Source organism: Acidaminococcus sp. AM33-14BH (assembly GCF_003603525.1).
Lineage (GTDB): Bacteria > Bacillota > Negativicutes > Acidaminococcales > Acidaminococcaceae > Acidaminococcus > Acidaminococcus intestini.
On sequence record NZ_QTNG01000009.1, the window covers coordinates 70,869 to 94,824 of the forward strand.

18 protein-coding genes and 2 tRNA genes are annotated in these 23,956 nt (G+C 49.8%); 4 read left to right on the forward strand and 16 right to left on the reverse strand.

The features are described from left to right. The 4 genes from DW817_RS07620 to argB are packed head-to-tail and all read right to left on the reverse strand — an operon-like array spanning position 1 to position 4,306. On the reverse strand, positions 1-1,224 hold the full coding sequence (locus tag DW817_RS07620; protein ID WP_009016377.1) for an argininosuccinate synthase: 1,224 nt from the start codon (positions 1,222-1,224) through the stop codon (positions 1-3). Positions 1,225-1,250: 26 nt separating this feature from the next. Beyond that, positions 1,251-2,192, reverse strand: coding sequence for an ornithine carbamoyltransferase (gene argF / locus DW817_RS07625; RefSeq protein ID WP_009016376.1), 942 nt, complete (start codon positions 2,190-2,192; stop codon positions 1,251-1,253). A gap of 20 nt (positions 2,193-2,212) precedes the next feature. Continuing rightward, positions 2,213-3,403, reverse strand: coding sequence for an aspartate aminotransferase family protein (locus tag DW817_RS07630; protein WP_009016375.1), 1,191 nt, complete (start codon positions 3,401-3,403; stop codon positions 2,213-2,215). 15 nt (positions 3,404-3,418) lie between these two features. After that, entirely contained in the window at positions 3,419-4,306 is an 888-nt protein-coding gene (argB, locus tag DW817_RS07635; RefSeq protein ID WP_009016374.1) for an acetylglutamate kinase, read from the reverse strand. A gap of 399 nt (positions 4,307-4,705) precedes the next feature. On the opposite strand from argB, the gene DW817_RS07640 reads away from it, so the two are divergent. Continuing rightward, on the forward strand, positions 4,706-5,476 hold the full coding sequence (locus tag DW817_RS07640) for a transglycosylase domain-containing protein (protein WP_120111951.1): 771 nt from the start codon (positions 4,706-4,708) through the stop codon (positions 5,474-5,476). Positions 5,477-5,908: 432 nt separating this feature from the next. Here DW817_RS07640 and DW817_RS07645 read toward each other — a convergent pair whose 3' ends face one another. After that, positions 5,909-7,348 carry a glucose-6-phosphate isomerase gene (locus DW817_RS07645; RefSeq protein WP_120111955.1) on the reverse strand — a complete coding sequence of 480 codons (1,440 nt, stop codon included), beginning with the start codon at positions 7,346-7,348 and terminating at the stop codon, positions 5,909-5,911. A gap of 485 nt (positions 7,349-7,833) precedes the next feature. Here DW817_RS07645 and DW817_RS07650 point away from each other — a divergent pair, with 485 nt between their 5' ends. Further along, positions 7,834-8,847, forward strand: a complete 1,014-nt coding sequence (locus DW817_RS07650; RefSeq protein WP_120111959.1) for a YafY family protein — start codon at positions 7,834-7,836, stop codon at positions 8,845-8,847. Positions 8,848-8,891: 44 nt separating this feature from the next. Here DW817_RS07650 and DW817_RS07655 read toward each other — a convergent pair whose 3' ends face one another. The 9 genes from DW817_RS07655 to polA all read right to left on the reverse strand — a co-directional run bounded on the left by DW817_RS07655 (position 8,892) and on the right by polA (position 17,534). Beyond that, positions 8,892-9,197: an HIRAN domain-containing protein gene (locus DW817_RS07655; RefSeq protein ID WP_014129030.1), complete on the reverse strand. Its 306-nt coding sequence runs from the start codon at positions 9,195-9,197 to the stop codon at positions 8,892-8,894. 80 nt (positions 9,198-9,277) lie between these two features. Continuing rightward, positions 9,278-10,462 carry a Zn-dependent hydrolase gene (locus DW817_RS07660; protein ID WP_120111963.1) on the reverse strand — a complete coding sequence of 395 codons (1,185 nt, stop codon included), beginning with the start codon at positions 10,460-10,462 and terminating at the stop codon, positions 9,278-9,280. 197 nt (positions 10,463-10,659) lie between these two features. Beyond that, on the reverse strand, positions 10,660-11,874 hold the full coding sequence (locus DW817_RS07665) for an NADP-dependent isocitrate dehydrogenase (RefSeq protein WP_120111967.1): 1,215 nt from the start codon (positions 11,872-11,874) through the stop codon (positions 10,660-10,662). Positions 11,875-12,265: 391 nt separating this feature from the next. Beyond that, positions 12,266-12,351 (reverse strand) — tRNA-Leu (locus tag DW817_RS07670). Between the two features lie 16 nt (positions 12,352-12,367). After that, a tRNA-Leu gene (locus DW817_RS07675) sits at positions 12,368-12,454 on the reverse strand. Positions 12,455-12,555: 101 nt separating this feature from the next. Then, positions 12,556-13,152 (reverse strand): lytic transglycosylase domain-containing protein, encoded by a 597-nt coding sequence (locus DW817_RS07680; protein ID WP_009014915.1) that lies wholly within the window; start codon positions 13,150-13,152, stop codon positions 12,556-12,558. Positions 13,153-13,410: 258 nt separating this feature from the next. Further along, positions 13,411-14,028, reverse strand: coding sequence for a dephospho-CoA kinase (coaE, locus tag DW817_RS07685; RefSeq protein ID WP_021736565.1), 618 nt, complete (start codon positions 14,026-14,028; stop codon positions 13,411-13,413). Positions 14,029-14,037: 9 nt separating this feature from the next. After that, entirely contained in the window at positions 14,038-14,862 is an 825-nt protein-coding gene (gene mutM / locus DW817_RS07690; protein ID WP_120111971.1) for a bifunctional DNA-formamidopyrimidine glycosylase/DNA-(apurinic or apyrimidinic site) lyase, read from the reverse strand. Positions 14,863-14,912: 50 nt separating this feature from the next. Beyond that, positions 14,913-17,534 carry a DNA polymerase I gene (gene polA, locus DW817_RS07695; protein ID WP_120111975.1) on the reverse strand — a complete coding sequence of 874 codons (2,622 nt, stop codon included), beginning with the start codon at positions 17,532-17,534 and terminating at the stop codon, positions 14,913-14,915. A 314-nt stretch (positions 17,535-17,848) separates the two neighbouring features. Here polA and DW817_RS07700 point away from each other — a divergent pair, with 314 nt between their 5' ends. Continuing rightward, positions 17,849-19,042, forward strand: coding sequence for a PLP-dependent aminotransferase family protein (locus DW817_RS07700; protein WP_009014919.1), 1,194 nt, complete (start codon positions 17,849-17,851; stop codon positions 19,040-19,042). A gap of 885 nt (positions 19,043-19,927) precedes the next feature. Here DW817_RS07700 and DW817_RS07710 read toward each other — a convergent pair. Together DW817_RS07710 and DW817_RS07715 are read right to left on the reverse strand one after the other, a co-directional pair. After that, positions 19,928-20,683 (reverse strand): heparan-alpha-glucosaminide N-acetyltransferase domain-containing protein, encoded by a 756-nt coding sequence (locus tag DW817_RS07710; RefSeq protein WP_120111979.1) that lies wholly within the window; start codon positions 20,681-20,683, stop codon positions 19,928-19,930. A gap of 11 nt (positions 20,684-20,694) precedes the next feature. Continuing rightward, positions 20,695-22,227, reverse strand: coding sequence for a sodium:alanine symporter family protein (locus DW817_RS07715; protein ID WP_120111983.1), 1,533 nt, complete (start codon positions 22,225-22,227; stop codon positions 20,695-20,697). A 178-nt stretch (positions 22,228-22,405) separates the two neighbouring features. Between DW817_RS07715 and DW817_RS07720 the strand changes: the two genes are divergently transcribed. Next, positions 22,406-23,944: a Na+/H+ antiporter NhaC family protein gene (locus DW817_RS07720; protein WP_009014922.1), complete on the forward strand. Its 1,539-nt coding sequence runs from the start codon at positions 22,406-22,408 to the stop codon at positions 23,942-23,944. The last annotated feature ends 12 nt before the right edge of the window (positions 23,945-23,956 follow it).

Below are 23,956 nucleotides of genomic sequence, written 5' to 3' on the forward strand. Positions count from 1 at the left end.
TTATTTCAGTTTCCCCTGTTTCATGAGGGCCCGAACCGTCAACGGCAGGCCAAAAAGGGTGATAAAGCCCTTGGCATCGGTCTGATCATATACATCGTCTTCGCCGAAGGTGACATATTCCTTGCTGTAAAGGGAATAAGGGCTCGTCGTGCCGGCAGAAATGATATTGCCTTTATAGAGCTTCAGACGGACCGTACCGGTCACCGTTTTCTGCGTTTCATCGACAAAGGCCTGGAGGGCTTCCCGCAGCTGGGAGAACCACATGCCGTCATAGACAAGTTCTGCATAACGAATGCCAATCTGTTCCTTATAATTGTAGGTGGCCCGATCAAGGCAAATATTTTCCAGTTCATTATGGGCATAATAGATGATGGTACCGCCCGGCGTTTCATAGACACCGCGGTCCTTCATGCCAACCAGCCGGTTTTCCACCATGTCAGCAATCCCAATGCCGTTGCGCTTGCCGATTTCGTTAAGGGTGGTGAGAAGTTCCACCGGTTCCATCTTCTTGCCATTGACGGCGACTGGAACCCCTTCAACAAATTCCAGTTCCACATATTCGTCCTTATCGGGAGCGCCTTCAGGGGTACCGGAGAAGATATAGATATCCGGATTGGGTTCATTGGCCGGATCTTCGAGGTCGCTGCCTTCATGGGAAAGATGCCAGATATTCCAGTCCATGCTATAGTCTTTTTTCTTCGTGACCGGAACCGGGATATTATGGGCGGAGGCAAAATCGATAGCATCTTCACGGGATTTGATGTTCCATTCCCGCCAAGGGGCGATGACCTGGAGCTGCGGAGCCAGCGCCTTGATGCCCAGTTCAAAACGAACCTGATCGTTGCCCTTACCTGTAGCACCATGGCAGATGGCATCGGCATTTTCCTTCAGGGCCACTTCAACAAGATGCTTTGCAATGACCGGACGGGCAATGGACGTTCCCAGGAGATATTTCTTTTCATAAACGGCGCCGGATTTGACCATGGGCCAAGCATAATCGCGAAGGAATTCATCCCGCAGATCAAGAACATAAGCCTTGGAAGCCCCGCTCTTTAACGCCTTATCATGAACAAAGCTCATATCATCGCCTTGTCCCAAATCGGCCGTTACGGTAATGACTTCACAGTTATTATAGTTTTCCTTCAGCCAAGGAATGATGACGGACGTATCGAGACCGCCGGAATAAGCAAGAACAACTTTTTTGATTTCGTCTTTTTTCTTCATGATCGGGTTCTCCTTCTTTCTAGGGATTAGAGGACTTCATCGCTCATCAGCAAAGCCATAATGGCCTTTTGGACGTGGAGCCTGTTTTCAGCTTCATCAAAGACAGCAGAGTGTGGTCCTTCAATGACATCATCGGTAATTTCTTCCCCCCTGTGGGCCGGCAGGCAGTGGAGCACCATGGCATCGGGGCGAGCCACATCAAGAAGGGCTTGATTGATCTGGTAACCCTGGAACTTCTTTACCCTTTCCTCGTGCTCTGCCTCCTCGCCCATGGAAGCCCACACATCCGTGTACAGGACGTCGGCCCCTTCAGCCGCTTTCATGACGTCTTCTTCGACAGTAATGGAAGCACCTGTCAGCGCGGCATCTTCCTGGGCCTGTTTCAGGACCTGCGGATCAGGGTAGTACCCCTTGGGGCTTGCACAGACCATGTTCATCCCCACCTTGGCGCAGGCATACATCAGGGAATGGGCCATGTTGTTGCCATCACCGACAAAGACAAGCTTGCGGCCTTTGAGGACTTCCTTGTACTCCATGATGGTAAATAGGTCCGTCAGGGCCTGACAGGGATGGAGCAAGTCCGTCAGTCCATTGATGACAGGAACAGAAGCATAAGCTGCCAGTTCCTTAACCGCTTCATGAGAATAGGTGCGGATCATGATGCCGTCGACAAAACGGGAAAGGACGCGGGCCGTGTCCTTGACGGGCTCGCCGCGGCCAATCTGGCTTGTGGCCTCACTCATATAGATTGGATGACCACCCAGCTGATGGAACCCCGTTTCAAAGGAAACCCGGGTTCGTGTGGACGCCTTGGAAAAAATCATGGCAAGGGTCTTCCCTTTCAGGTATTCATGAGGTTCGCCCATTTTCTGTTTTTTCTTCAGCTTGCGGCTCACATCAAGGATGGTTGCCACTTCCCCAACACTCAAATCATGGATGGAAATCAAATCTTTATTTTTTAAGGCCATTTTCTTCCCTCTTTTTCTTCTTAGAATTCCGCCAAAAGCTCGTCAAGACATTGAAGGAGCTGATCGATTTCCCCTTCCGTAATGATGAGGGGCGGAACAAAACGCAGAACATTTCCTGCCGTGCAGTTGATGATAAAGCCTTTTTCCAAGGCACGTCCAACAAGACAGGCCCCGGCTTTTGAAAGTTCAGCCCCAATCAGGAGCCCCTTGCCGCGCACATCGGCAATCTTGTCAGGATGCTTTTTTTGAAGTGCCTTAAGGCCCTTTTGGAAATAATCACCTTTCCTAGCAGCGGCTTCATCCATATGGAGTTCCTTTAATGTCTTGAGCGTGGCATAGCAGGAGGCACAGGAAATGGCATTGCCGCCAAAGGTAGAGCCATGATCGCCCGGCTTAAAGACATGGGCAAGACGCTCCGTCGTGACAAAGGCCCCCATGGGGAACCCGCCGCCAATGGCCTTGGCAAGGCTCATGGCATCAGGCTTGACGGTGCTGTGCATATAAGCAAACCATTTGCCCGTGCGGCAGACACCAGTCTGAACCTCATCGAGGAGGAAAAGGGCATCGTGCTTCTCGCACAAGGCCTTGACCCCTTCAAGATACCCCGGAGCTGGGACATGGACGCCGCCTTCGCCCTGGATCGGTTCGATGAGGACGCCGCATACATCATCGTCCATAACGGCTTCGATGGCCGCAAGGTCGCCGAAAGGCACATACGTAAAACCCTCAGGCAGAGGCGTCAGTCCTTCATGATAGTGGTCCTGACCGGTCGCGGTCAGCGTTTCCATGGTGCGGCCGTGAAAAGAATCCTTTGCCGTAATGATGCGAAATTTTGCCGGGTTCTTACGGCTGCCATATTTGCGGGCAAGCTTGATGATTCCTTCATTGGCTTCGGCCCCACTATTGGCAAAAAAAACCCGGTCCATGCCCGTTACTTCAGCAAGCTGCTGCGCCGCCTTGGCCTGGATTTCCGTATAAAACAGGTTTGACGTATGCATAACCTTTTGGGTCTGTTCGCATACCGCCTTGACAATTGCCGGATGATGATAGCCCAGGGCATTGGTTGCGATACCGGCAAGAAAGTCAATATAGGCCTTGCCGTCCGCATCATATAAGGTTGCTCCTTCGCCATGGTCAATGGCAATGGGAAAACGGCCGAAGACGGGAAGGTAATGTGCTTCCGTCATTGCAATGATTTCTTTTGTATTCATGCTTGCTCCCCCTCATCAGCCCTTAATGACTTCCGTACCAACACCCTCATCGGAGAAGATTTCCTGAAGGATGGAGTGTTCCCGGCGCCCATCGATGATGTGCGTCTTGTGTGCCCCGCCGGAAAGGGCCGTAATGCAGGCCTTGACCTTAGGGATCATGCCGCCGTCGATACTTCCCTTGATAATCAGTTCATGTGCCTTTTCGAAGGTCAGCGTAGAAAGGAAAGTACTTTCATCATGATGGTCTTCATAGATGCCGCGCACATCGGTGAGCATAAGAAGCTTTTCTGCTTTGAGGGCCCCTGCCACTTCACCGGCCACACTGTCGGCATTGATATTGTAGGTCTCACCATCGGCGCCAAGACCAATCGGCGCAATGACGGGAATATAGTCATTTTGGATCAGGAGATTCAAAAGATCCGTGTTAATCTTGTCCACGGTTCCCACAAATCCGATATCGACCAAGTTCACTTGCCCGTCTTCATAAACATCGGCCAAATGTTTCTTGGCTTCAAGGAGTTTGCCATCCTTGCCATTCAGTCCGATGGCGTTACCACCCAGGATGTTCAGTCTTCGGACAAGGTCCGTATTGGTGCGTCCTACAAGGGCCAATTCAGCAATAGCCACCGTTTCCGCGTCCGTAACGCGTAGGCCGCTTACAAATTCGCTCTTTTTGCCTGCTTGCTTCAGCATAGCCGTAATTTCTGGGCCGCCGCCATGAACGACAACGGGACGCATGCCTGCAAGGCGCAGGAACACAATGTCTTGGAGGACCTTGTTTTTGAGGTCATCACTTAGCATGGCGTTACCGCCATATTTGACAACAACGGTCTTTCCTTTGAAAGCACTCAGGTATGGCAGGGCTTCAACTAGGATATTCATTTCATCGCCTTTGATCTGCATCTTGTTTCCTCCTCATGTGCGGAACTCGCATCATCATTAATATTCATGCAATCTTGAATTCCAAGATTCCTCGGTAATTCAGCAGATGCATCGCTGCGGTACCGTCTGCCAAGCCTCTTCAAGGAAAAGGATGATTCCCCCGAAATTTTCCATAAAGCACTATCTCCTCCTTTATGTTGCAATATTATACGTCTTTATGTATAAGTTTGCAATACTTTTTTTCTTTTCTTTTTCCTCTTTTTTTAGGATGCCTACATTATAGTACTCAGGCCCTCATGGTACTAGTCATTTTGCAAAAATATTGCAAGTTTTTTCTCCCCTCTTCCCCATGGATTTTTAGGCCTCTTTCAGGTAGAATTAGAATAAAAAGAAATAAACATCCTTGGAAAGGAGCCATCCATGAAAAAATTACTCTTCATCCTCACCCTCATCCTCAGCGGGCTCCTCTGGTATGTCATGGTCCCTGCTGCACCAACACCCAGTGCGGGCCGGCCGTCCCTCATGGAATCTTTTTCGTATCCCTACCTAGGAAAGAAACTGCCCCGTCCCCTTCGACTCTGCTACCTTGCCTATCATATGAAGGACGTGGCAAAGGAACGGATTGATAAAAGCGACTGGGTCAGTCTTGATAACATGCCCGCCTATCTTCCTCAGGCCCTCATCGCAACAGAAGATCGGCGTTTTTATTCCCACATCGGCATCGATCCCAGTGCCATCATGCGAGCCGTGCTCGTCAATCTTCAGTACGACGAAGTCGCCCAAGGCGGCAGTACTCTAACGCAGCAGCTGGTAAAAAACAATCTCCTGTCGCCGGAACGCTCCTTGGAGCGAAAGCTATGGGAAGCTGGCCTCGCCCTCATCGTCGAAGCCAGGTATTCCAAAGAAGAGATTCTTGAGATGTATTTTAATACAACTTTTTTTGGTAACCACTCGACAGGCATCAGAAGAGCCGCGCGAAATTACTTCGGCATTGAACCTAAGCAGCTCTCCCTCATGGAGTGTGCCGTCCTTGCAGGCCTGCCCAACGCGCCGACGGACCTCAACCCCTATAACGATATGGAAGCCTGCCGCAGGCGGCGGGACCTGGTCCTTGAAAATATGCATGACCAAGGATTCATTACAGGAAACCAGCTGAACCACGCGAAGAAAGCGGACATTGTCCTGAGGTAGGGAAGATAGAAAAAGAAAGAAAGACTGAAAAGCAAGCCCTAAACCAAACGTAGACGCAGGTTTGGTTTAGGGCTCTTATCTTGTATAGAGATTCTCTAAAAGGCTGGTCTTTTAAAATATAGGGAAGACGGCAAGGGTGGGGACAGCCAACGTTCGTGATTTTATCAAGTGCTAAGCGAAAAAGCCTAACGGAAACGATTCAACCCATCCTGCAGCAAACTAAAAAAAAGAGCCTTACCCCAAATCAAGACCCAAATTCAGGGTAAGGCTTCAGCATGATTTATTTTCAATTGGCGGTCATAGGAAAGGTTCCCTATTACCCGAATTGAGCGGAGTAATGTGAGGAACCTTTAAGACCTTTTTTCTTGAATCTTTTTTTACTCATGGGCTCACGCCGTTCGTCAAAAGGGAGCGATTTTTGCTCCTGCGCCATTATTTTCCTAGTTTCCTTCTCATGATTTTTTTATAGACTTCCACGCCAGGCTGATCAAAAGCATCCACATTGGCCAGCTCACCTTCGTAGGCAATGCTCAGCATGAGGTAGTAGAACATTTGCCCGAGATAAAATTCATCAAGCTGGGGCAGCCGGTAAAGGGCACTCATGCGACCGTCGCTCATAAGGGCCTCTTCATTTGCTTCCATGGCAATTTCCAAGGCCCGCCCGACATCCATATTTTCATAAGGCCGAAGCGACTGGATTTCAGGGAAGGGATTATGAAGATGGATTTTTCCTTTTAGGCTATCAATAAAAAGGAACTGAACCACTTTATCCCTGATTCCATCCTGGTGGAGCTGGGTCTGGGCATGCATATCCGTCGTACCGATAGCAACAAGGGGCGTCCGGCCATAAAAGACGGTCTGGCCATTCCGATCCTCACGCTTGCCCAAGGATTCAGCAAGCAGCTGGACATACCATTCCCCGAGCGCCTTAAGCCGCATCGCATAAGGCATGAAGACTTCGATGGAAGCACCATGATCCCGGGCGGCCAGATATTTCACGGCCGCTCCAAAAAGGGCCGGATTGCGCCGCCAGTCACTGCCGCGGCAAACTTCGTCCATATTGGCAGCACCGGCAAGCAACTGAGAAAGATTCATTCCAAGAGTTGCAGCGACAATAAGTCCCGGAGTCGAAAGAACGCTGAACCGCCCGCCGATTCCATAAGGAACGGGGAACACTTCCCAGTCATAGGCCTTTGAAAGACGCATGAGCGGGCCGTCTTTTTGAGCCGGGTCGGTCACGACGGTAACGGAAAGCTCCATCTTATCCGCATGCTTTTGGCAGCGATCGTAAAAGAAGAGAAAACCTGTCGTCGGTTCCATGGTCGTTCCTGATTTGCTGATGGGAACGAGCATAACGCGAAGCTTGCGCCCTTCCTGTTCTTTGACAGCATTTGCCATGGCAAGAAGGGTAGCTTCAATATTCTTCATATCTTCCGTGTCCATATTGTTGCCCACGAAAAAGACCTTGGGTGCCGGCGTATCATGATGCGTCCAAAATTCGCTTTGGTAGCAGTCGTAAAGGACCTTACCACCTAAATAGGAACCGCCTACGCCACTGAAGAGCACCACATCAAACCCTTGGGATACTTTCTTGCCAAAAGCTTCCAGCTGCGCCATGAGCTGCGGCGTGTTGGGATAGTCTTCGGCGATATAGGGAAGACGAGTAAAATAAACTGCCTCAGGAACTCCATCTTTTGAAAGATGATGATAGGCCCTGCCTTCCCTGCGAATATAGGAAAGACCTTCTTCAGCCGCCTGCAGCTGAGGAAAAAGCGCATCCAGTTCCTCGTCCTTGAGGCCTCCTGGAGCAAACATATGAGTAAAGTCAAAACAAAATCCGGATAACAAGGTAATGAGATGGGTATCGTCCATGAAATTCCATCCTTTCGGAATGATGCAAATATAGTTTCATTATACCATAATGTCCTAAAAATAGGGGCTATCTAGTTGCTCGTTCATAAGGACAATCGTTTTTCCGTGGCACCTTTTTAGATTGGACACTTGTATCATGGGAATGGATAAGAGAAAAGATATGGCATCTCCCTTTCTCATCTTCCATAGAGGCATGAATAGGGTTTCTTTTTTTCATATCCATCCGGTCTAAATAAATAGTGTCCAAAAGAACGTCCATGTTTAAAGGAGTCCAGAAGTTAAGACTCCATGGATTAGTTGTAAACTTTCCTTTATTTCCCTGCTTTTCTTCCACATTTTGTTAGTTAATTGTGAATGATTCCTACTTGACAAGCTCAAGTATTTAGACTATTATTTATTTTTTTGAAATAATTGATGTTTTTCCTTTGTTTTGTGATATGATTATGGGAGAAAAAGTTGACAGGGATTTAAAGGAGGGGATCAGTGTGACAAAAGGAACCAACCAGAAGCTGAAAATGCTTTACCTCAAGCAGATCTTTGAAGAAGAAACTGACGATCAGCACAGCCTGACGCTCCAAAATATCACGGAACGCCTCAACAGTTTGGGGGTTAATGCCGACCGCAAGACGCTGTATCAGGACTTCAAGGAACTCAAACGCTACGGCATGGACATCATCGCCATGCAGGAAGGCCGCACGTGGAACTATCATTTGGGAAGCCGTTATTTTGAATTACCGGAAGTCAAGCTCCTCGTCGATTCCGTGCAGGCATCCAAATTCATCAACGAGCACAAATCGGACACCCTTATCCGCAAGCTCGAAAAGCTCGTCAGCCACTATGAAGGGCAGGAGCTGCAGCGCCAAGTCTACATTTTCGGCCGCATCAAGACAAGCAACAAACGTACGTACCTGACCATTGATACGATTTTCAAGGCCATCAATGAAAATTACCAGATTCAGTTCCACTACTGCAAATGGAACATCCACAAGGAACTGGAAAAACGCCGGGACGGCTCTTCCTACACCGTAAGTCCTTGGTGCCTTGTGTGGGACAACGAAAACTATTATCTTCTTGGTTATGATGCCCTTGATAAAAAGCTCAAGCACTATCGCGTGGACAAGATGATGGATATCAGCATCCTGCGGACCCGCCGACTGGGCCGAGATGCCTACCGCCGCATCGATATGCCGGAGTACACGCAGTATCATTTTGGAATGTATGACGGGGATGTGGAAAATGTCACCGTTGAACTCGAAAATGATTTGATTGGTGTCTTCATCGACCGTTTTGGCAAGAAGATCCCCGTCACCCCTGTCGATGATGACCACGTAGCCGTCACGATCACCGCGGCGGTCAGCCGCCAGTTCCTTGGCTGGATCTTTGCACTGGGGCCTGGGGTCAAGATCACCAGTCCTCAGTCCGTTGTCCTTGCCATGCGCCGCGAAGGCGAACGGATTGCCGATGCCTATACGGCAAAGCAGCAGGAACCAAAAGAATAAGCACAGAAAGAGAGACTGTCCTCGTAAGAAGGCAGCCTCTTTTTTTAGTCCTTGAAGGGGCCTTTAACCTTGCAGAGGACTCCTTTGTCCGTAATCACCTCGACGCGGGCCGTGGCTTTTTTGCCAATCTTGTCATAAAGGCGGCCAGCACTGTAGCTTTCGCCAAGAACGGTCTTGGGACTGTTGGCGACATAACCCACTTTGCCAAGGCCTTCCCGATAGACGGCAATGGCCTCGCGGTCCCATTCGTTTTTGGGTTCTTTTTTAAGGATAAGCGCATCGTGCCGGCGAAAGAAGTCCAATCCGCAGCAAAAGTCCGTTCCTGTAATCGTAACATAGATAGTTTTCATATTCTCCCCTCCTCTAGCATCATCATAACACAAATACTGTCCATTATAGGGGACTTTGAGGAGGAATTTAAGGACGTTGCTCAATCCTCCTTATCAAGGATTCGGAGAGCTTCATAAAGAAGGTTCCCAGCAGCGCGCACATCCTTTGCGTCCGTCCATTCCTTTCCATTATGACTGATGCCATCGCGGCTCGGGACAAAGATCATCCCCACTGGAACGCGGCGGGCCAGGGCGTGAGCGTCGTGGCTGGCACCGCTGGGCATGACAAAGTAAGGCAGATGAAGGCGGTCCGCGGCATTTTGAAAAACTTCCTGAAGTCCCTTGTCACAGTAGGTGCCGGGCTTTTCTTCCCGCGTTTCAAAGGAAAAGGTGACATCCGGGATTGTTTCGGCGTAGGTCTTGATGTCTGCAATGAGGGCATCTGTCAGGGTCCGATCCAAGTGGCGCATTTCGAACGTTGCTTCCACACGGTTTGGTACAACATTGGCTGAATTGGGCAAGCACTTGATGGTCCCTGCCGTAAAGACGAGATGATCGTCCAGTTCACGGCACCTCAGATCCCCGTAAACAATCAGTTTTGCCATGCCCACCATGGCGTCATGGCGCCGCTTCATCAGCGTCGTACCACTGTGATTAGCCATGCCGTGGCAGATGACGCGATACCGAAAGACGCCGGCAATGCCCGTAACAATACCCACAGGAAGCTTTCGGGCAGCAAGCTCAGGCCCCTGCTCGATATGGGCCTCGAGATAGCATTTGACGCCAGCAAAATCGCGCCGCGCCGCAGCCATCTCTTCCCCAGTTTTGCCAAAGGAATGCAGTGCATCTTTCATATGGGGCGCTTCGGAATCAAACCAGCCTGTGAGGACGCGGCTTCCAAAAAGCGCTCCCAAGGGGTTGAACTCCTCGCCGTTAAAGGCATAAATCTCCATTGGATGACGGAAAATCGCGCCCTCTTTTTGAGCACGGCTAAGCGCTGCAAGAGCCGCTGCGACACCCATGGCGCCGTCATAGAGACCGCCGGAAGGCACAGTGTCAAGATGGGATCCCAGGATAATCGCCGGAAGACCGGGAACGGAGCCTAGAAGAACACCGTGCTCATTTCCAGCGGCATCTCGGTCCGTCTTCATGGAAAGGGCCTTCATCTCGCTCCGGACAAGGTCTGCCGCACGCTCCCATTCAGGGCTAAAAATATGCCGTGTATAGGAGCCATCAGGATTTTTCCCGAACTGGCCAATTTTACGTAAATAACCCATCGTATCCATGGTATCCCTCCTTTTGGATTCAGTTTCATCATAGCAAACGGGGACCGGATTGAAAAAACTCGGTGTAAAAAATCACTCCGACACAGTGATGCTATGCTACTGTGAATGCGAAAACCATTGTGATCTGATTATACCCCGTATTTGTAAAAAATCCCCCATGGCAGGGGACAAACGTCCATCGCCACGAGGGATCCCAATCAAGCGAGAAGTTTTTCGAGACGACCTGCAATGGCGTTCAGGAATTCCTCGCTGTTTACTTTTACTTTTTCCGGAAGGCTCGACATGCTGTAAAGATCACCTGTCATGGTGCCACTTTCAATGGTATCGATAGTGGCTTTTTCAAGGGCGTCGGCGTACGTTTGGAGCTCAGGGAGACCATCGAGCTCACCGCGTTTTCTAAGAGCGCCGGACCAAGCAAAGATAGTTGCCACAGGATTCGTGGAAGTTTTCTCGCCCTTGAGATATTTATAGTAATGACGCTGCACCGTCCCGTGAGCAGCTTCATACTCATAGTTTCCATCAGGAGAAACAAGAACGGAAGTCATCATGGCAAGGGAACCAAAGGCGGTTGCCATCATGTCGCTCATGACGTCGCCATCGTAGTTCTTGCAGGCCCAGACCATTCCACCGCGGGAACGGATGATACGGGCGACAACATCGTCGATGAGCGTATAGAAATATTCAATCCCGCACGCTTCATACCGCGTTTTATATTCCTTGTCATAGATTTCCTGGAAAATGTCCTTGAAGCGATGATCATAGATTTTAGAGACCGTGTCCTTCGTGGCAAACCAGAGGTCTTCCTTGACAGATAGCGCATAGTCAAAGCAGGCATGAGCGTAGCTGCGAATGGATTCATCCGTATTGAAGATGCCCTGCGTGATGCCTTCTCCTTTAAATTCATGAATGGTACGGCGCGTCTGTCTACCTTGCGCATCCGTCACGACAAGCTCCGCTTTGCCGCCAGCAGGAATACGCAGTTCCGTATTCTTATAGATGTCACCAAAAGCATGACGCGCTATGGTGATGGGCTTTTCCCAGTTACGGACGAGCGGGGCAATCCCCTTGACCATAATGGGTTTACGGAATACGGTTCCATCCAAGATGGCACGGATCGTTCCGTTCGGGCTGGGCCACATTTTCTTAAGGTCATATTCCTTTACACGGGCCGCATTTGCCGTAATGGTGGCGCATTTGACAGCGACTCCGTATTTTTTTGTGGCAAGCGCCGACTCAATGGTGACCTCGTCATCCGTATCATCACGGTGTTTCATCCCCAGGTCATAGTATTCACTCTTGAGGTCGATATAGGGAAGAATCAGGATATCTTTGATCATCTTCCAGAGGATGCGGGTCATTTCATCGCCATCCATTTCAACAAGGGGCGTTTTCATCTGAATTGTTTGGGTCATAGGGTCCACTTCCTTTTTCAAGATTTCGGTTCTTTCATCATACCCATATTGTAGCATGGTTCGCCACGTTCTCCCATGGCAGAAAAAAGCCCTATCAGAAAAACTGATGGGCTAAGTAAACAGGAAAAGACCGTAGCAGCTTTGGTAAAACAAGAAAAAAAGACACTTCTTAAAATGAATAAAGAGTGAATTTTATCCCTTAATAAGAAATTTCCAGCAAAAAGGAAAGAAAGGCGATTTTCCATCCATCGAAAAATACTATAGAAACGGGAAGTCATCCCGCAATCCTTCAAAAAAAGAGAAACGACCTCCTTTTTTTGTTACGAGGCTGAAAGTTTTACAACAAAAAAATCGTATCGGGCATTTGCTCGATACGATTCATCCTTTGATTTGGTGCGGTTGGTGGGACTTGAACCCACACGAGATTGCTCTCACCAGCCCCTCAAGCTGACGCGTCTGCCGTTCCGCCACAACCGCGTGCACCAGATAAAATTGGTGCGGCCAAGAGGAATTGAACCTCCACGGGGTTGCCCCCACTAGCTCCTGAAGCTAGCGCGTCTGCCTGTTCCGCCATGGCCGCGTTGTCATCAACAACAATGCTATTCTAGCAGAAATCAAAAAGAGAGTCAAGAAGTTTTTTAGGAAATTTCATCAAGCTGCAGTTCGCCCTTTTTCCCATCATCAGTTGCTCACGGTGTGGTAGAGTTCGGCATAACGCTGACGGTCATAAAGGACCTTTCGCACATATTCCCGCGTATCGGAAAAAGGAATGGCGGAAATATCACTGAAGCCAAATCCCCACCCGTTTTCAGCCATCCATTCCTTGACCGTGCCGCGACCTGCATTATAAGCGGCAAGCATGAGGATCTCATTGCCTTGGAACTCTGATTCCAGTTCACTGAGGTACCAACACCCAAATTTGATATTCAGTTCAGGCAGCATCAGCATCTTGGCCTTGAAATTAGGAAAATCCGTACTCTTGGCAATCCAGCTTCCCGTCTCTGGCATAATCTGCATGAGGCCCAAGGCCCCTGTTTTTGATTCCGCATCTGGGTTGAAACCGCTTTCATTTTTGATCACGGCAACGGCAAGAAAGGGATCTACGCGGTACTGCGCACTATATTGATGAATTTCCTTTCCATAAGGCCACTGATAGACCGCACGGCGCTGGAAAAAATCCGTGCGCCATATAAGAAACCCCGCCACAGCCACTAGGATAAGGGCCAAAAGGCCATGGAAGTGTCTTGAAGATTGCTTCTTTTGTTCTTTTTTCTTCAATGAAATCCCTCTCTATGGATCATGGTGCTGCCCTAGCAGACACCCACTTGACAGCTGCATCACGATTAACTTCAGGCGTGCTTTTTGAAGCGGTCCCCCGTAGAGGATGGTCACGACAAAAAGCCTGCTTATTCATTGTAACAAATTGGAAGAGGGTATGACAACTCTCCTTATTTACGGAAGACCAAAGCAAAAAAGCCTTTTGACACGGAAAGATGCCCAAAGTTCCCTTTTAGATACAGAGGAAAAAAGTAAAGTTCATGAAAATTTTTCATTTTCCATAGTGCTGGCTCTTTCCAGCGCCTTCATAAGGGCCTGGTCAACTTGCTCATAAAGGGCTTCCAGCGTTTGACTATTATCAATGATGACATCGGCCATTTTGCGTTTTTCAACAAGGGGCATCTGACGCCTGATGCGCATGAGAACTTCTTTCCGCGTGATTCCAGAGCGTTTCATGGCGCGGCGGACCTGTTCTTCTTCAGGAATAAAAACAAGCCAAACTTCATCACATACGCTTTCCCAGTGTCCTTCAAGAAGGAGGGGGGCGTCAATGACCACGAGGCTGTCGTCCTTATGAAGGCGTAAAAACGCATCCCTTTCTTCTTTGATTGCGCCATGGACGATTGCATTAAGATCCTGTGTGGCCTCTTTTGACGAAAAAGCCAGCGCCGCCAAACGGGTTCGGTCCAAGCGCCCATCTGCCATCAGGATTTCCTCTCCAAACCGCTTGGCAAGCCTTGCTAAACAAGGCGATCCCTTTTCTTCCACATGCCAGCCCGAGCGATCAGCATCGAAAACGGGGATGCCCTTTTGGGCCAAATAAGCGCTCACCGTACTTTTTCCGGACGCAATACCGCCGGTCAGTCCAATGATCATATGAACCTCCTATTTCTGGCAGTGGGCACAGTACACGGTGCCCCGTCCCGCCACTTTCGTTTTCGTGAGCGTTTTCCCACACAATGGACAGGGCTTCCCACCGCGATGATACACCTTGAGGTACCGGAAGTTATCCCCCATTTTTCCGTTTGCATCCTGGTAATTGCGGAACGTTGTTCCATGATGGCGCAAGGCACTTTGAATGACTTCCTTGATGGCAATGGCAAGTCGCTCCCATTCCTTTTTGGTCATTCGGCTAACCCTTTTCGTAGGCCGGATGCCAGCCGCAAAAAGGGATTCATCGGCATAAATATTGCCAAGTCCCGCGATGATGGACTGATCAAGGATAAAGGGTTTAACTTGGGTTTTCTTATGACGCGCCCTTTCTTTAAGATAGGTGCCGGTCATTGCGCCATCAAGCGGTTCCGGTCCCAGCGCTTCAAAGCCCTTATCAAGGGGCTCCCCTTCTTGATAAAGGGCCGCTGTACCAAAAGTCCGGATATCTGTCATCCACAAATCATAAGCTCCGGAAAGAATCAGGCCCCAGCGCGCAAATGGCGGCAGGGGCTCTCCTTTTTTTACAGCGAGGAAGGCACCGGTCATCCGCAGATGCACCATAAGCCTTTCACCGCCTTTGAGCATGAGGGACAAATATTTTCCTCGGCGGAGGACAGCCGTCACGACAGCGTCCCTAAGGCCCTTCCTGAACCCTTCAGGCGAAGGGTGGACAATCATGCGGGGCAATAAGATTCTCACGTCTTCAATTTTCTGTTCCAATACGTACGGCTCCAGGGAGATCCGTACCTGTTCGACTTCTGGAAGTTCCGGCATCATTTCTCCTTTACCTTGAGAGAAAAGGCGCGGGTCCCCCCACACCTTCCCTCTTATTTTGCGTCAGCCCAGGTCTTACCGAAGGCAATATCAGCCACAAGGGGCACCTTCAGGGTGACAGCGCGCTCCATAGCGTTTTTCACGATGGCACTGACTTTATCTTTTTCTTCTTCCACCACTTCAAGGACCAGTTCGTCATGGACCTGGAGAAGGACGCGGCTTTTTACGCCGGCTTCCTTGAGTTCTTTAGCCACATGGAGCATGGCAATCTTGATGATATCCGCTGCCGTCCCTTGGATAGGTGTATTGATGGCCGTCCGTTCCGCAAAACTGCGGCGGTTGAAGTTCTTTGCATGGATGTCCGGCAAATAACGGCGCCGGCCAAAAAGGGTCTCGACATATCCCATTTCACGGGCTTTCTTCTTTTCCCCTTCCATGTATTCCTTAACGCCCGTATAGCGGGCAAAGTAGCTGTCAATATACTGAGCGGCTTCGCTTCTGGGCACACCAAGCTGCCGGCCAAGGCCGAAATCGCTGATGCCATAGATGATGCCAAAATTTACGGTCTTTGCTTTGCTGCGCATGAAAGGCGTTACGTCCTCAATGGGCACGCCAAAGATTTCCGAGGCCGTCCTGCTATGGATATCCTGGCCATGACGGAAGGCGTCAATGAGGCGTTCATCGCCGGCAATGCTTGCCATGACGCGCAGTTCAACCTGGGAATAATCACAGCTCATGAGGAGGTCATACCCTTTGCCGGGTACAAACATCCGGCGCATTTGCTTGCCTACTTCCGTCCGGGTAGGGATGTTCTGCAGATTTGGATCCGTACTGGAAAGCCGTCCGGTCACGGTCGCCATCTGATTGAAATGGGTATGGATGCGGCCCGTATTGGGATTGATGAGGGGATGGAGCGCCACTAAGTACGTGGATAAAAGCTTTGACAGCGTACGGTACTCCATGATGGTCTCGATGATGGGATGTTCTCCCTGCAGCTGTTCCAGGACGCTCACATCCGTGGAATAGCCTGATTTTGTCTTTTTGATGATGGGAAGGCCCAATTTTTCAAAAAGGATAACGCCCAGCTGTTTGGGTGAATTGACATTGAAGTCCTCACCAGCCTCTTCCTTCGCCTTTTGCTCAAGGTCAGCCACCTGTTTTGTCATGCTCTTTGTCACTTCATCAAGCATGCCCTTATCCAGGGTGATACCATTTACTTCCATATTAGCAAGAACCTTCGTAAGGGGAAGCTCAATGTCCCGATAAAGTTCCGTAAGACCGCGTTCAGCCATGAGGCCTTCAAGTACGGGCATAAGGGCTTCCACATCTTGGGCCGTACCGCCGCAGCTGGCAGGAAGATACGTTTCAGCAAGGCTCTTTACGTCATAATGGGTTTCACCCGGCTCATAAAGATAGGCCGCTAGAGACGGATCTCCGATAACGCCTTGCAGGCTAACACCCTTTCCCTGCATGAATTTATACAGTTCTTTTGGGTTTGGGACGATCTTTTTGATCGCGCCATCGCACAAAAGGGCGAGCATATTTGCATCATTCAAAAGGGCCTTATCCCAAACATAGACCTTGTGATCATGGGCACCGGAAAGACTGGTAAGGGTAAGGTGCGGCAAGAGGCCTTCTGTTTCATACATAAGGGACAGGGGCGCACTGCCTTCTTTTACACGCGTCAAAAAGGCTGTGGCAGCTTCTAACGAAGCAAGCGGGACTGTTTCATAGGCATCTTCGGCAATGACCTCGCCAAACATGCTCATTTCACCGCCATCCTGAGCTTTACTCACTCCATCGGCAAGTCCGAGGACCGGGGAAAACCGGTTCCACATATTCTTGAATTGGAGGTCATCCATGAGGACACGGCTTTTTTCTGTAAGGCCCGTCAGTCGATACGACGCAGGATCCGTATCCATGGGAACAGTGAGGCAAATAGTGGCAAGTTCCTTGGAAAGGAGGGCTTGATTCCTAAAGGTGACGAGCTTTTCCTTTAGGCTCTTGCCCTTGACCTCTTCGGCATGATCCAAAACGGCTTCCACGGACTGGTACTCCTTGATGAGCTTGAGGGCCGTCTTGGGGCCGACACCGGGCACACCGGGGATATTGTCGCTCGTGTCGCCCATAAGGCCCTTAAGATCGATGATCTGGCGGGGGCTAAGGCCTTCGTATTCTTTCTGGAAGGCCGCTTCGTCGTAATTACCAATTTGGGTGATGCCTTTTTTAGTGAAGTAGACATGGACATTTTCCTTGATGAGCTGGAATTCATCACGGTCGCCCGTTACAATGATGACCTTCATTTCTTTTGGAGCTGTTGCGGAAAGGGTCCCAATCAGATCGTCTGCTTCGTAATTATCCATTTCCAGGGTCGGAATGCCCATGCTCGTTAAGAGCTCAATGGCAAGAGGAAACTGTTCCTTAAGTTCCGGCGGGGTTGCCTTGCGCTGCCCCTTGTAATCGGCAAATTTTTCCGTCCGGAAGCTATGCCGCGATTTATCAAAGGCAACGGCCATATAGCTTGGCTTCACTTCTTCAAGAAGTTTTAGGAGCATATTGCATAATCCATAGACAGCACCTGTATTGACGCCTTTTTTATTGGTAAAGGAAGGCAGGGCAAAGAACGCGCGATGGATCAAGCTGCTGCCATCGATGATAAGGAAGGTCTCGTTCATGAAAATCTCCTTTCAGGATTGAAAAGATGGAAAAAGTCGCTTTTTCCCACCCGTAACTGGATCCCTGTCATTATACCATATTGGACGAAGCGTGAAAAAAGGGTTTATCCCACTAAAAATTGTCCTTTTAGCGACGACGAAACTCCGTATTTAGATACGTTTTTTTCTTTATTTTACATTATAGGTAGATTGCTATATTTTCAATTGACTATTGTAATGATGAGGAATAAAATAGAGTCATTCATAACATACCAATGGATTGTATACAAAGTGCAATCACCGTTACCATGTATTCGAGAGGGGTTTGAAAAATTATGAAGTACCAATTAGCAAGCCGCATGGCCGGCATGAAAGCATCGGCCGTCCGTGAGATCCTGAAAGTAACCCAGCGCCCGGAAGTCATCTCCTTTGCCGGCGGTCTGCCCGCACCGGAACTTTTCCCTGTCGATGAAATCAGTAAGGTTGCCCAGGAAGTCTGCGCCGAAGAAGGCCGCAAAGTTCTCCAGTACGCAACGACCGAAGGCCGACCCACCCTGCGACAAAAGATTGCTGACCGCATGAACAAAATCTACAACTCCGATCTCAAGATGGAAAACATCTTGATTACAACGGGTTCCCAACAGAACCTCGATATGGCCGGCAAGATTTTCCTGAACCCCGGCGACGTGGTCCTCATGGAGGCTCCGACCTACCTTGCTGCCATCAACGCTTTCAAGGCGTACGAATGCACGTTCAAGGAAGTCCCGACCGATGATAAGGGCATGATTCCGGAAGCCCTCGAAAAAATCCTTGAAACGACGGAAAATGTCAAGCTTGTTTATGTCATTACCGACTTCCAAAACCCGACAGGCATCTGCTGGCCTATGGAACGCCGTAAAGCCTTTATGGAAATCATGGCAAAGTATGATATCCCCGTTCTGGAAGATAACCCCTATGGGGAACTGCGCTATGAAGGGACAACAAATCCCTCGCTCCTTAGCATGGATCAGCGCGGTCAGGTCATGGGCATGGGCACCTTCTCCAAGACATTCTGCCCAGGCCTGCGTATCGGCTGGCTGGCCTGCTCCCCGGATATCATGCCTCAGTTCGTCAAGGTCAAGCAAAGTGCGGACCTTCATTCGTCCGCTTTTGATCAGGCCATCATTGACCGCTATATGGACGAATTCAGCCTTGATGAACATGTAAAAGAAATCAACGCCCTTTATGGCCATCGCCGCGACCTCATCATCCAGTGCATGGAAAAGGAATTTACTGACGGCACGACCTGGACCCATCCTGAAGGCGGGCTCTTCCTGTGGCTCACCTTCCCCGAAGGTGTCTCGGCCCGCAAGGTCTTCGATAAATGCATTGAAAAAAATGTAGCTGGCGTCCTCGGGGAATTCTTCTACCCGACAACAAAGAGCGACCGTCATATGCGCATCAACTACTCCAATATGCCTGATGACCGCATCAAAGAAGGCATCCGCCGCATGGGTGAAGCCCTGCGCGAAGTGGCAGCTGGAAAGTAAGGAAAAGAAAGAAATCCCCTAGAAAACGAATTGTTTTCTAGGGGATTTTTTGTAGGCTAATGCGGAAAGCATATAGATACGGGGCCTTCTTTGGCTGAGGCGAGCCAACTTCAACATTCATCATGCCCTTGGCTAAGACGCTGCCAGTGGCAGCCTGACTGAGGCCGCCTGCGGCGGCTGGCTCATAAGGCCGACCCCAAACCACCTTCTTTATTTTTACTTGAAGCAAAAAATCGCTCCGATTCGATGTAATTACGTGCCCCATTACAGAAAACAGAGCTATTTGATGGTAATGGGGCATGCCCCGTCGTAACAAGTTACGTAACACAAATTCAGCTTAAATTCGCCCGAAAAAATGCAGTCGTCGGTCGAACCGCTCCTAGGATTTTTTTCTGATTGCAACGGAAAACGATTTCGTCTACGGTCCATATCGGTCCATCTGCGTTGTTAAACGCGGAACAAGTGACTGCTAAATTTGTAATGGACGTCTGCCATATTTACTCAAATACAGATCCGGAACTTTGGAAGCCGCCCGGTCCTATAAAAGGCGGCTGCAGAAGTAAAGGAACCGTTTTCGTGTAAGAAGGTGTCGCTTACAAAATTCATTAGCACTACTATTTTGTGGAAATTTCAGCAAGTTTATTATGATCAGAATTTCCCGGGTTTGGAGGTAGATGAGGAACGACAGTGACGTCCCTATACGAACGGTAGTGAGGCATATTCGCCCGGAGTTTCAAAGGACGCTTTTGAAACGAAGCGGAAGTCCGAGAAACATGTTTGAGGGTGAATGTAATTCGGCCCCCACCCTTCGAAGAAGGGACGGTTTGGGGCCAGCCTTAGCATCACAGCATCAAAACAAAAACTCGGAGTCATTTATACTCCGAGTTAAATCTTTATCATTCCCATCCCCCACAACACCCCCATGATCACGGGCTGATGCAGCAGGTAGATCCATAGGGACTTTCTGCCTAATGTGCGCAGAAAAGGGACGTCTTTTTTTAGGAGGTCAGGTACAGAGCCTTTTTTGAGCCACAGGGCACCCAGAGCAGCAGCAAACCCAAAAAGGCCCCACCATGGAATCAGGGGAAAATAATCCGCTGAATAAAAGTCCCTTGGTGGGAACCCCCAAAAAGCACTGAAAAGACCGAAATGGGTGAGCATCTCCGGTAAGGCCGGTCCCACCATCCGTTCAAAGCCCCAAAAGCCCCTCGGTGCGTTGCGCAAAAAGAAAAAAAGGGTGCCGCAGAAAAGGGCTGCTCCTTTTGGCTTTTTCTCCATGACAGGCCAGAAGCAAATCGTCAGCAAGGACACTGCACCAAGAAAAAAAATGACGCCAAAATAAATAGGTTCCTGGGGCATGGCCTGCCGCGTCACAAAGGTGATGGCCGTCCCCCACCCCACAAGGACGAGTCGGCTTTTCGCTGCCCTTTTCCGTCCTTTCTTTTTAACTTCAAAGGCAAGGGACACCCCGCTCACAGCAATGAAGGTCCAACAGATGCTCTGCTGCCAAAGATACCCCGCCATTCCATCATACCAAGGAAGGCTGCGGCCACTCAAGTAGACGATATCCCACAGGAGATGGTAGAGCGTCATGGAACAGAGGGAAAACCCGCGCAGGGCGTCAAGGAAGGGATAACGCATGAACACCTGCCTTACCCTTTATGGGAATCGCGGGGCCAGCATGGCGTATGGATACCAATGATACTGCCGTCAAAAGGCTCCGTACTGCCGCTTACAAAGTGTTCCTTGCTCTTTAGGACGTAGGCAAAACCTCGATAAAGAAGTGGCACGTTGACGTAGCAAAGGATGATATTGGCAAGGTCCGAAAACGCCCAGAGATTTCCCAGATCATAGCCCGCAATATTGACCAGAACACCGAAAAGGGCAACACCTAGGGCAAGGACGCGCACCGTTATGAAAAGGTTCTGACTTTTTCCCATACGGGCAGCGGCAATTTCCGAAAAGGAAATCATGCCCACAAGGCAGGTATAGGCAAACAGACAGAAGCAAAGCGTCAGGGCAAAATTGACCGCGGCGTGGAAGGACGCTGTCGGGACCAGTTCCGAAACAGAAAGAAGGTATTTCGGGAGCTTTCCGGCATCCTGCCAAAGAGCAGGATCCTTGTCCCAAGCGTGGGCCATAATAACGATAAACCCCGTCATGGTGCAGATGATATGCGTATCAAGAAAGACGCCGAGGGCAGAAAGCAGTCCTTGTTCACAGGGATGATTGTCGTCTGCTGCGGCGGCACTCATGGTGATGGTCCCCTGGCCGGCTTCGTTTGACATGAGGCCGCGTTTGACGCCTTGAACGAGAACGGTACCGAAGGTTCCGCCAAAAATTGCCGCCGGCGTAAAGGCGCCTTCTAATACAGAACGAAAGAAATAGGGTACGCTGTCAAGGTTTACGGCAATGAGAATCAGTGTCGTTCCCACATAGATTACGGCCATGACAGGAACCATACGATCCGTTACTTTCGTGACTTTCCGGATGCCGCCAAAAGTCAGGATGGCCGTAAGCCCAATGACAATGGCTGCCGCCGCATAATAGAAGGTCGATTGCGTATCGATGGAGCTTTCTGTCACGATTTCGGCCATGGTGCCAAGGGAAGAGACAACATTATACCCTTGGGCGGGCAGGCAGCCCAAGGCGTAGAAAATATAAAGGCCTGAAAGGAAGATTCCTATCGCAGAGCTTCCATTAAGGAGGGCACTGCCGTAAAAAGGAAGACCACCGACAAATTCCCGTCCTTTCTGTTCCTTGAAAAGCTGAGCCAGTGTTCCTTCAACAAAAGCCGTAGCCATGCCAAAAAAGCCGGATACCCACATCCAAAAGATGGCCCCCGGCCCCCCAACAGAAATAGCCCCCGTCACGCCAAGGATGTTACCCGGACCAACGCGCATGGCAGAGCTCAGCATAAAGGCAGCAACAGGAGAAATACCCATATCGGCTTTATTATGCGCCATGAGGCGAATGGCGCGCGGCAGGCCTTTTACTTGGATAAAGCCAAGACGCAGGGTAAAGTAGATTCCGCTTCCCATCAGCAGCACGATAGCAAGGGAAAAAGAGCCCAAGATAGGCAAGGACTTATAGGCATGGAACATAGTCGGCACGTCCCAGAAAAAGTCACTGAGGGGGCCGACAAACTTAAGGACCGAATTGATCCACTGAAAAAGGTTCTCCATCTGCATCGCTCCCTTTTCTGCAACAAAATTGATAGAATTATTTTCAGATAGTTCCATTTTACAGCAAAATGGAGAATTTTTATAGATTTTTGATGTCGAATCCGTGAAATATGGTAAAATAGTAAGGCTTTGTAACAAGCAAATCAATTCACGTAAACAAAAAGGAGACAAAGATTTTATGGAACCCATTGACGTTGGCATATATTCCCTGCTCCCACCCCTCATTGCCATCACCCTTGCCCTCATCACAAAAGAAGTCATTTCTTCCCTCATGCTGGGGATCCTTTCCGGCGGCGTAATCTATTGTGCCTTTACGGGCGCCGGCTTCATGGATATGGTGGCCTTTCCCTTTGAGGTCATGGCAAAGACTGTCGGCACACCGGATAAATTTAACATCATCCTCTTTTTAGCCCTTCTGGGTGCCCTCGTCTGTGTCGTTACCAAAGCGGGCGGCTCCCAAGCGTATGGAGCCTGGGCCACGCAAAAAATCCGCAGCAAACGGTCCGCAGAACTTGCCACCAGTTTTCTCGGTGTGCTCATCTTCATCGATGACTATTTCAACTGCCTCACAGTCGGAACGGTTATGAAGCCAGTTACGGACAAGTACCATATTTCCCGTGCAAAATTAGCCTACATCATTGATACGACGGCCGCTCCGGTCTGCATCATCGCACCGGTTTCGAGCTGGGCTGCCGCCGTAGGCTCCACCCTTTTTGAAACAGGCTCTTTTACCAATGAACTGTCCGCATTCTTTGCCACTATTCCTTTCAATATGTACGCCATCCTGTCCATCCTCATGGTCCTCACCCTTTCCTTTACGGATCTTGAATTTGGTCCCATGGCGGACGCGGAATGGAAGGCAGAGACCCAAGGAGACCTGGGCGCTATTGACCAAAAGGTCAGCCCCACTGACAAAGGGAACCTTCCTAAAGGAACAGTCTGGGACCTCATCATCCCCATTGGAGGCCTCATCATCTTTACCATTCTTGCCATGATCTACAACGGCGGCTACTGGACCAAACCTATGACCATCCAAGAAGCCATCGGCAACTGCAACTCTTCAGCGGCCCTTGTTCTTGGCGGTTTTATGGCCCTTATCCTTGCCTTTATCATGTTTGTTCCTAGAAAGCTCCTGTCTTTCAAGGATTTCATGAGCAACATTGCAACTGGCATCAACACCATGGTACCCGCCTACATCATCCTGACCCTCGCTTGGACCATTGGAACGCTCTGTCAAAGCTATCTTGGCACAGGAAAATTCATCGGCATGCTCGTTGAGCAAAGCCATCTGCCTGTGGAACTGATTCCAGCCATCGTCTTTCTCGTATCCGCAGGATTGTCCTTTTCCATCGGAACGGCATGGGGTACTTTTGGGATCTTTATTCCCATTGTCGTCTTCATCTGCCAGGCTGCTCCCAGTGAGATCATGACCGTGACCTTGGCGGCCACCCTTGCGGGTTCCGTCTTCGGCGATCACTGCTCCCCGATTTCCGATACGACAATCCTGTCATCGTCCGGTGCAGGCTGCAACCACATGCAGCATGTCGCGACCCAGATTCCTTATGCAACGGTCGTTGCCATTTCCTGCTTCATCAGCTACATTGTTGCCGGCGTAACAGGCGGCAGCGCACCCCTGACACTTCTTACCGGTGTCGGCATGCTCTACCTACTGCTTTTTGTGCTCCATCGACGGGCAAAAAAACGGCACGCAAAATAAAAATGACCTGCT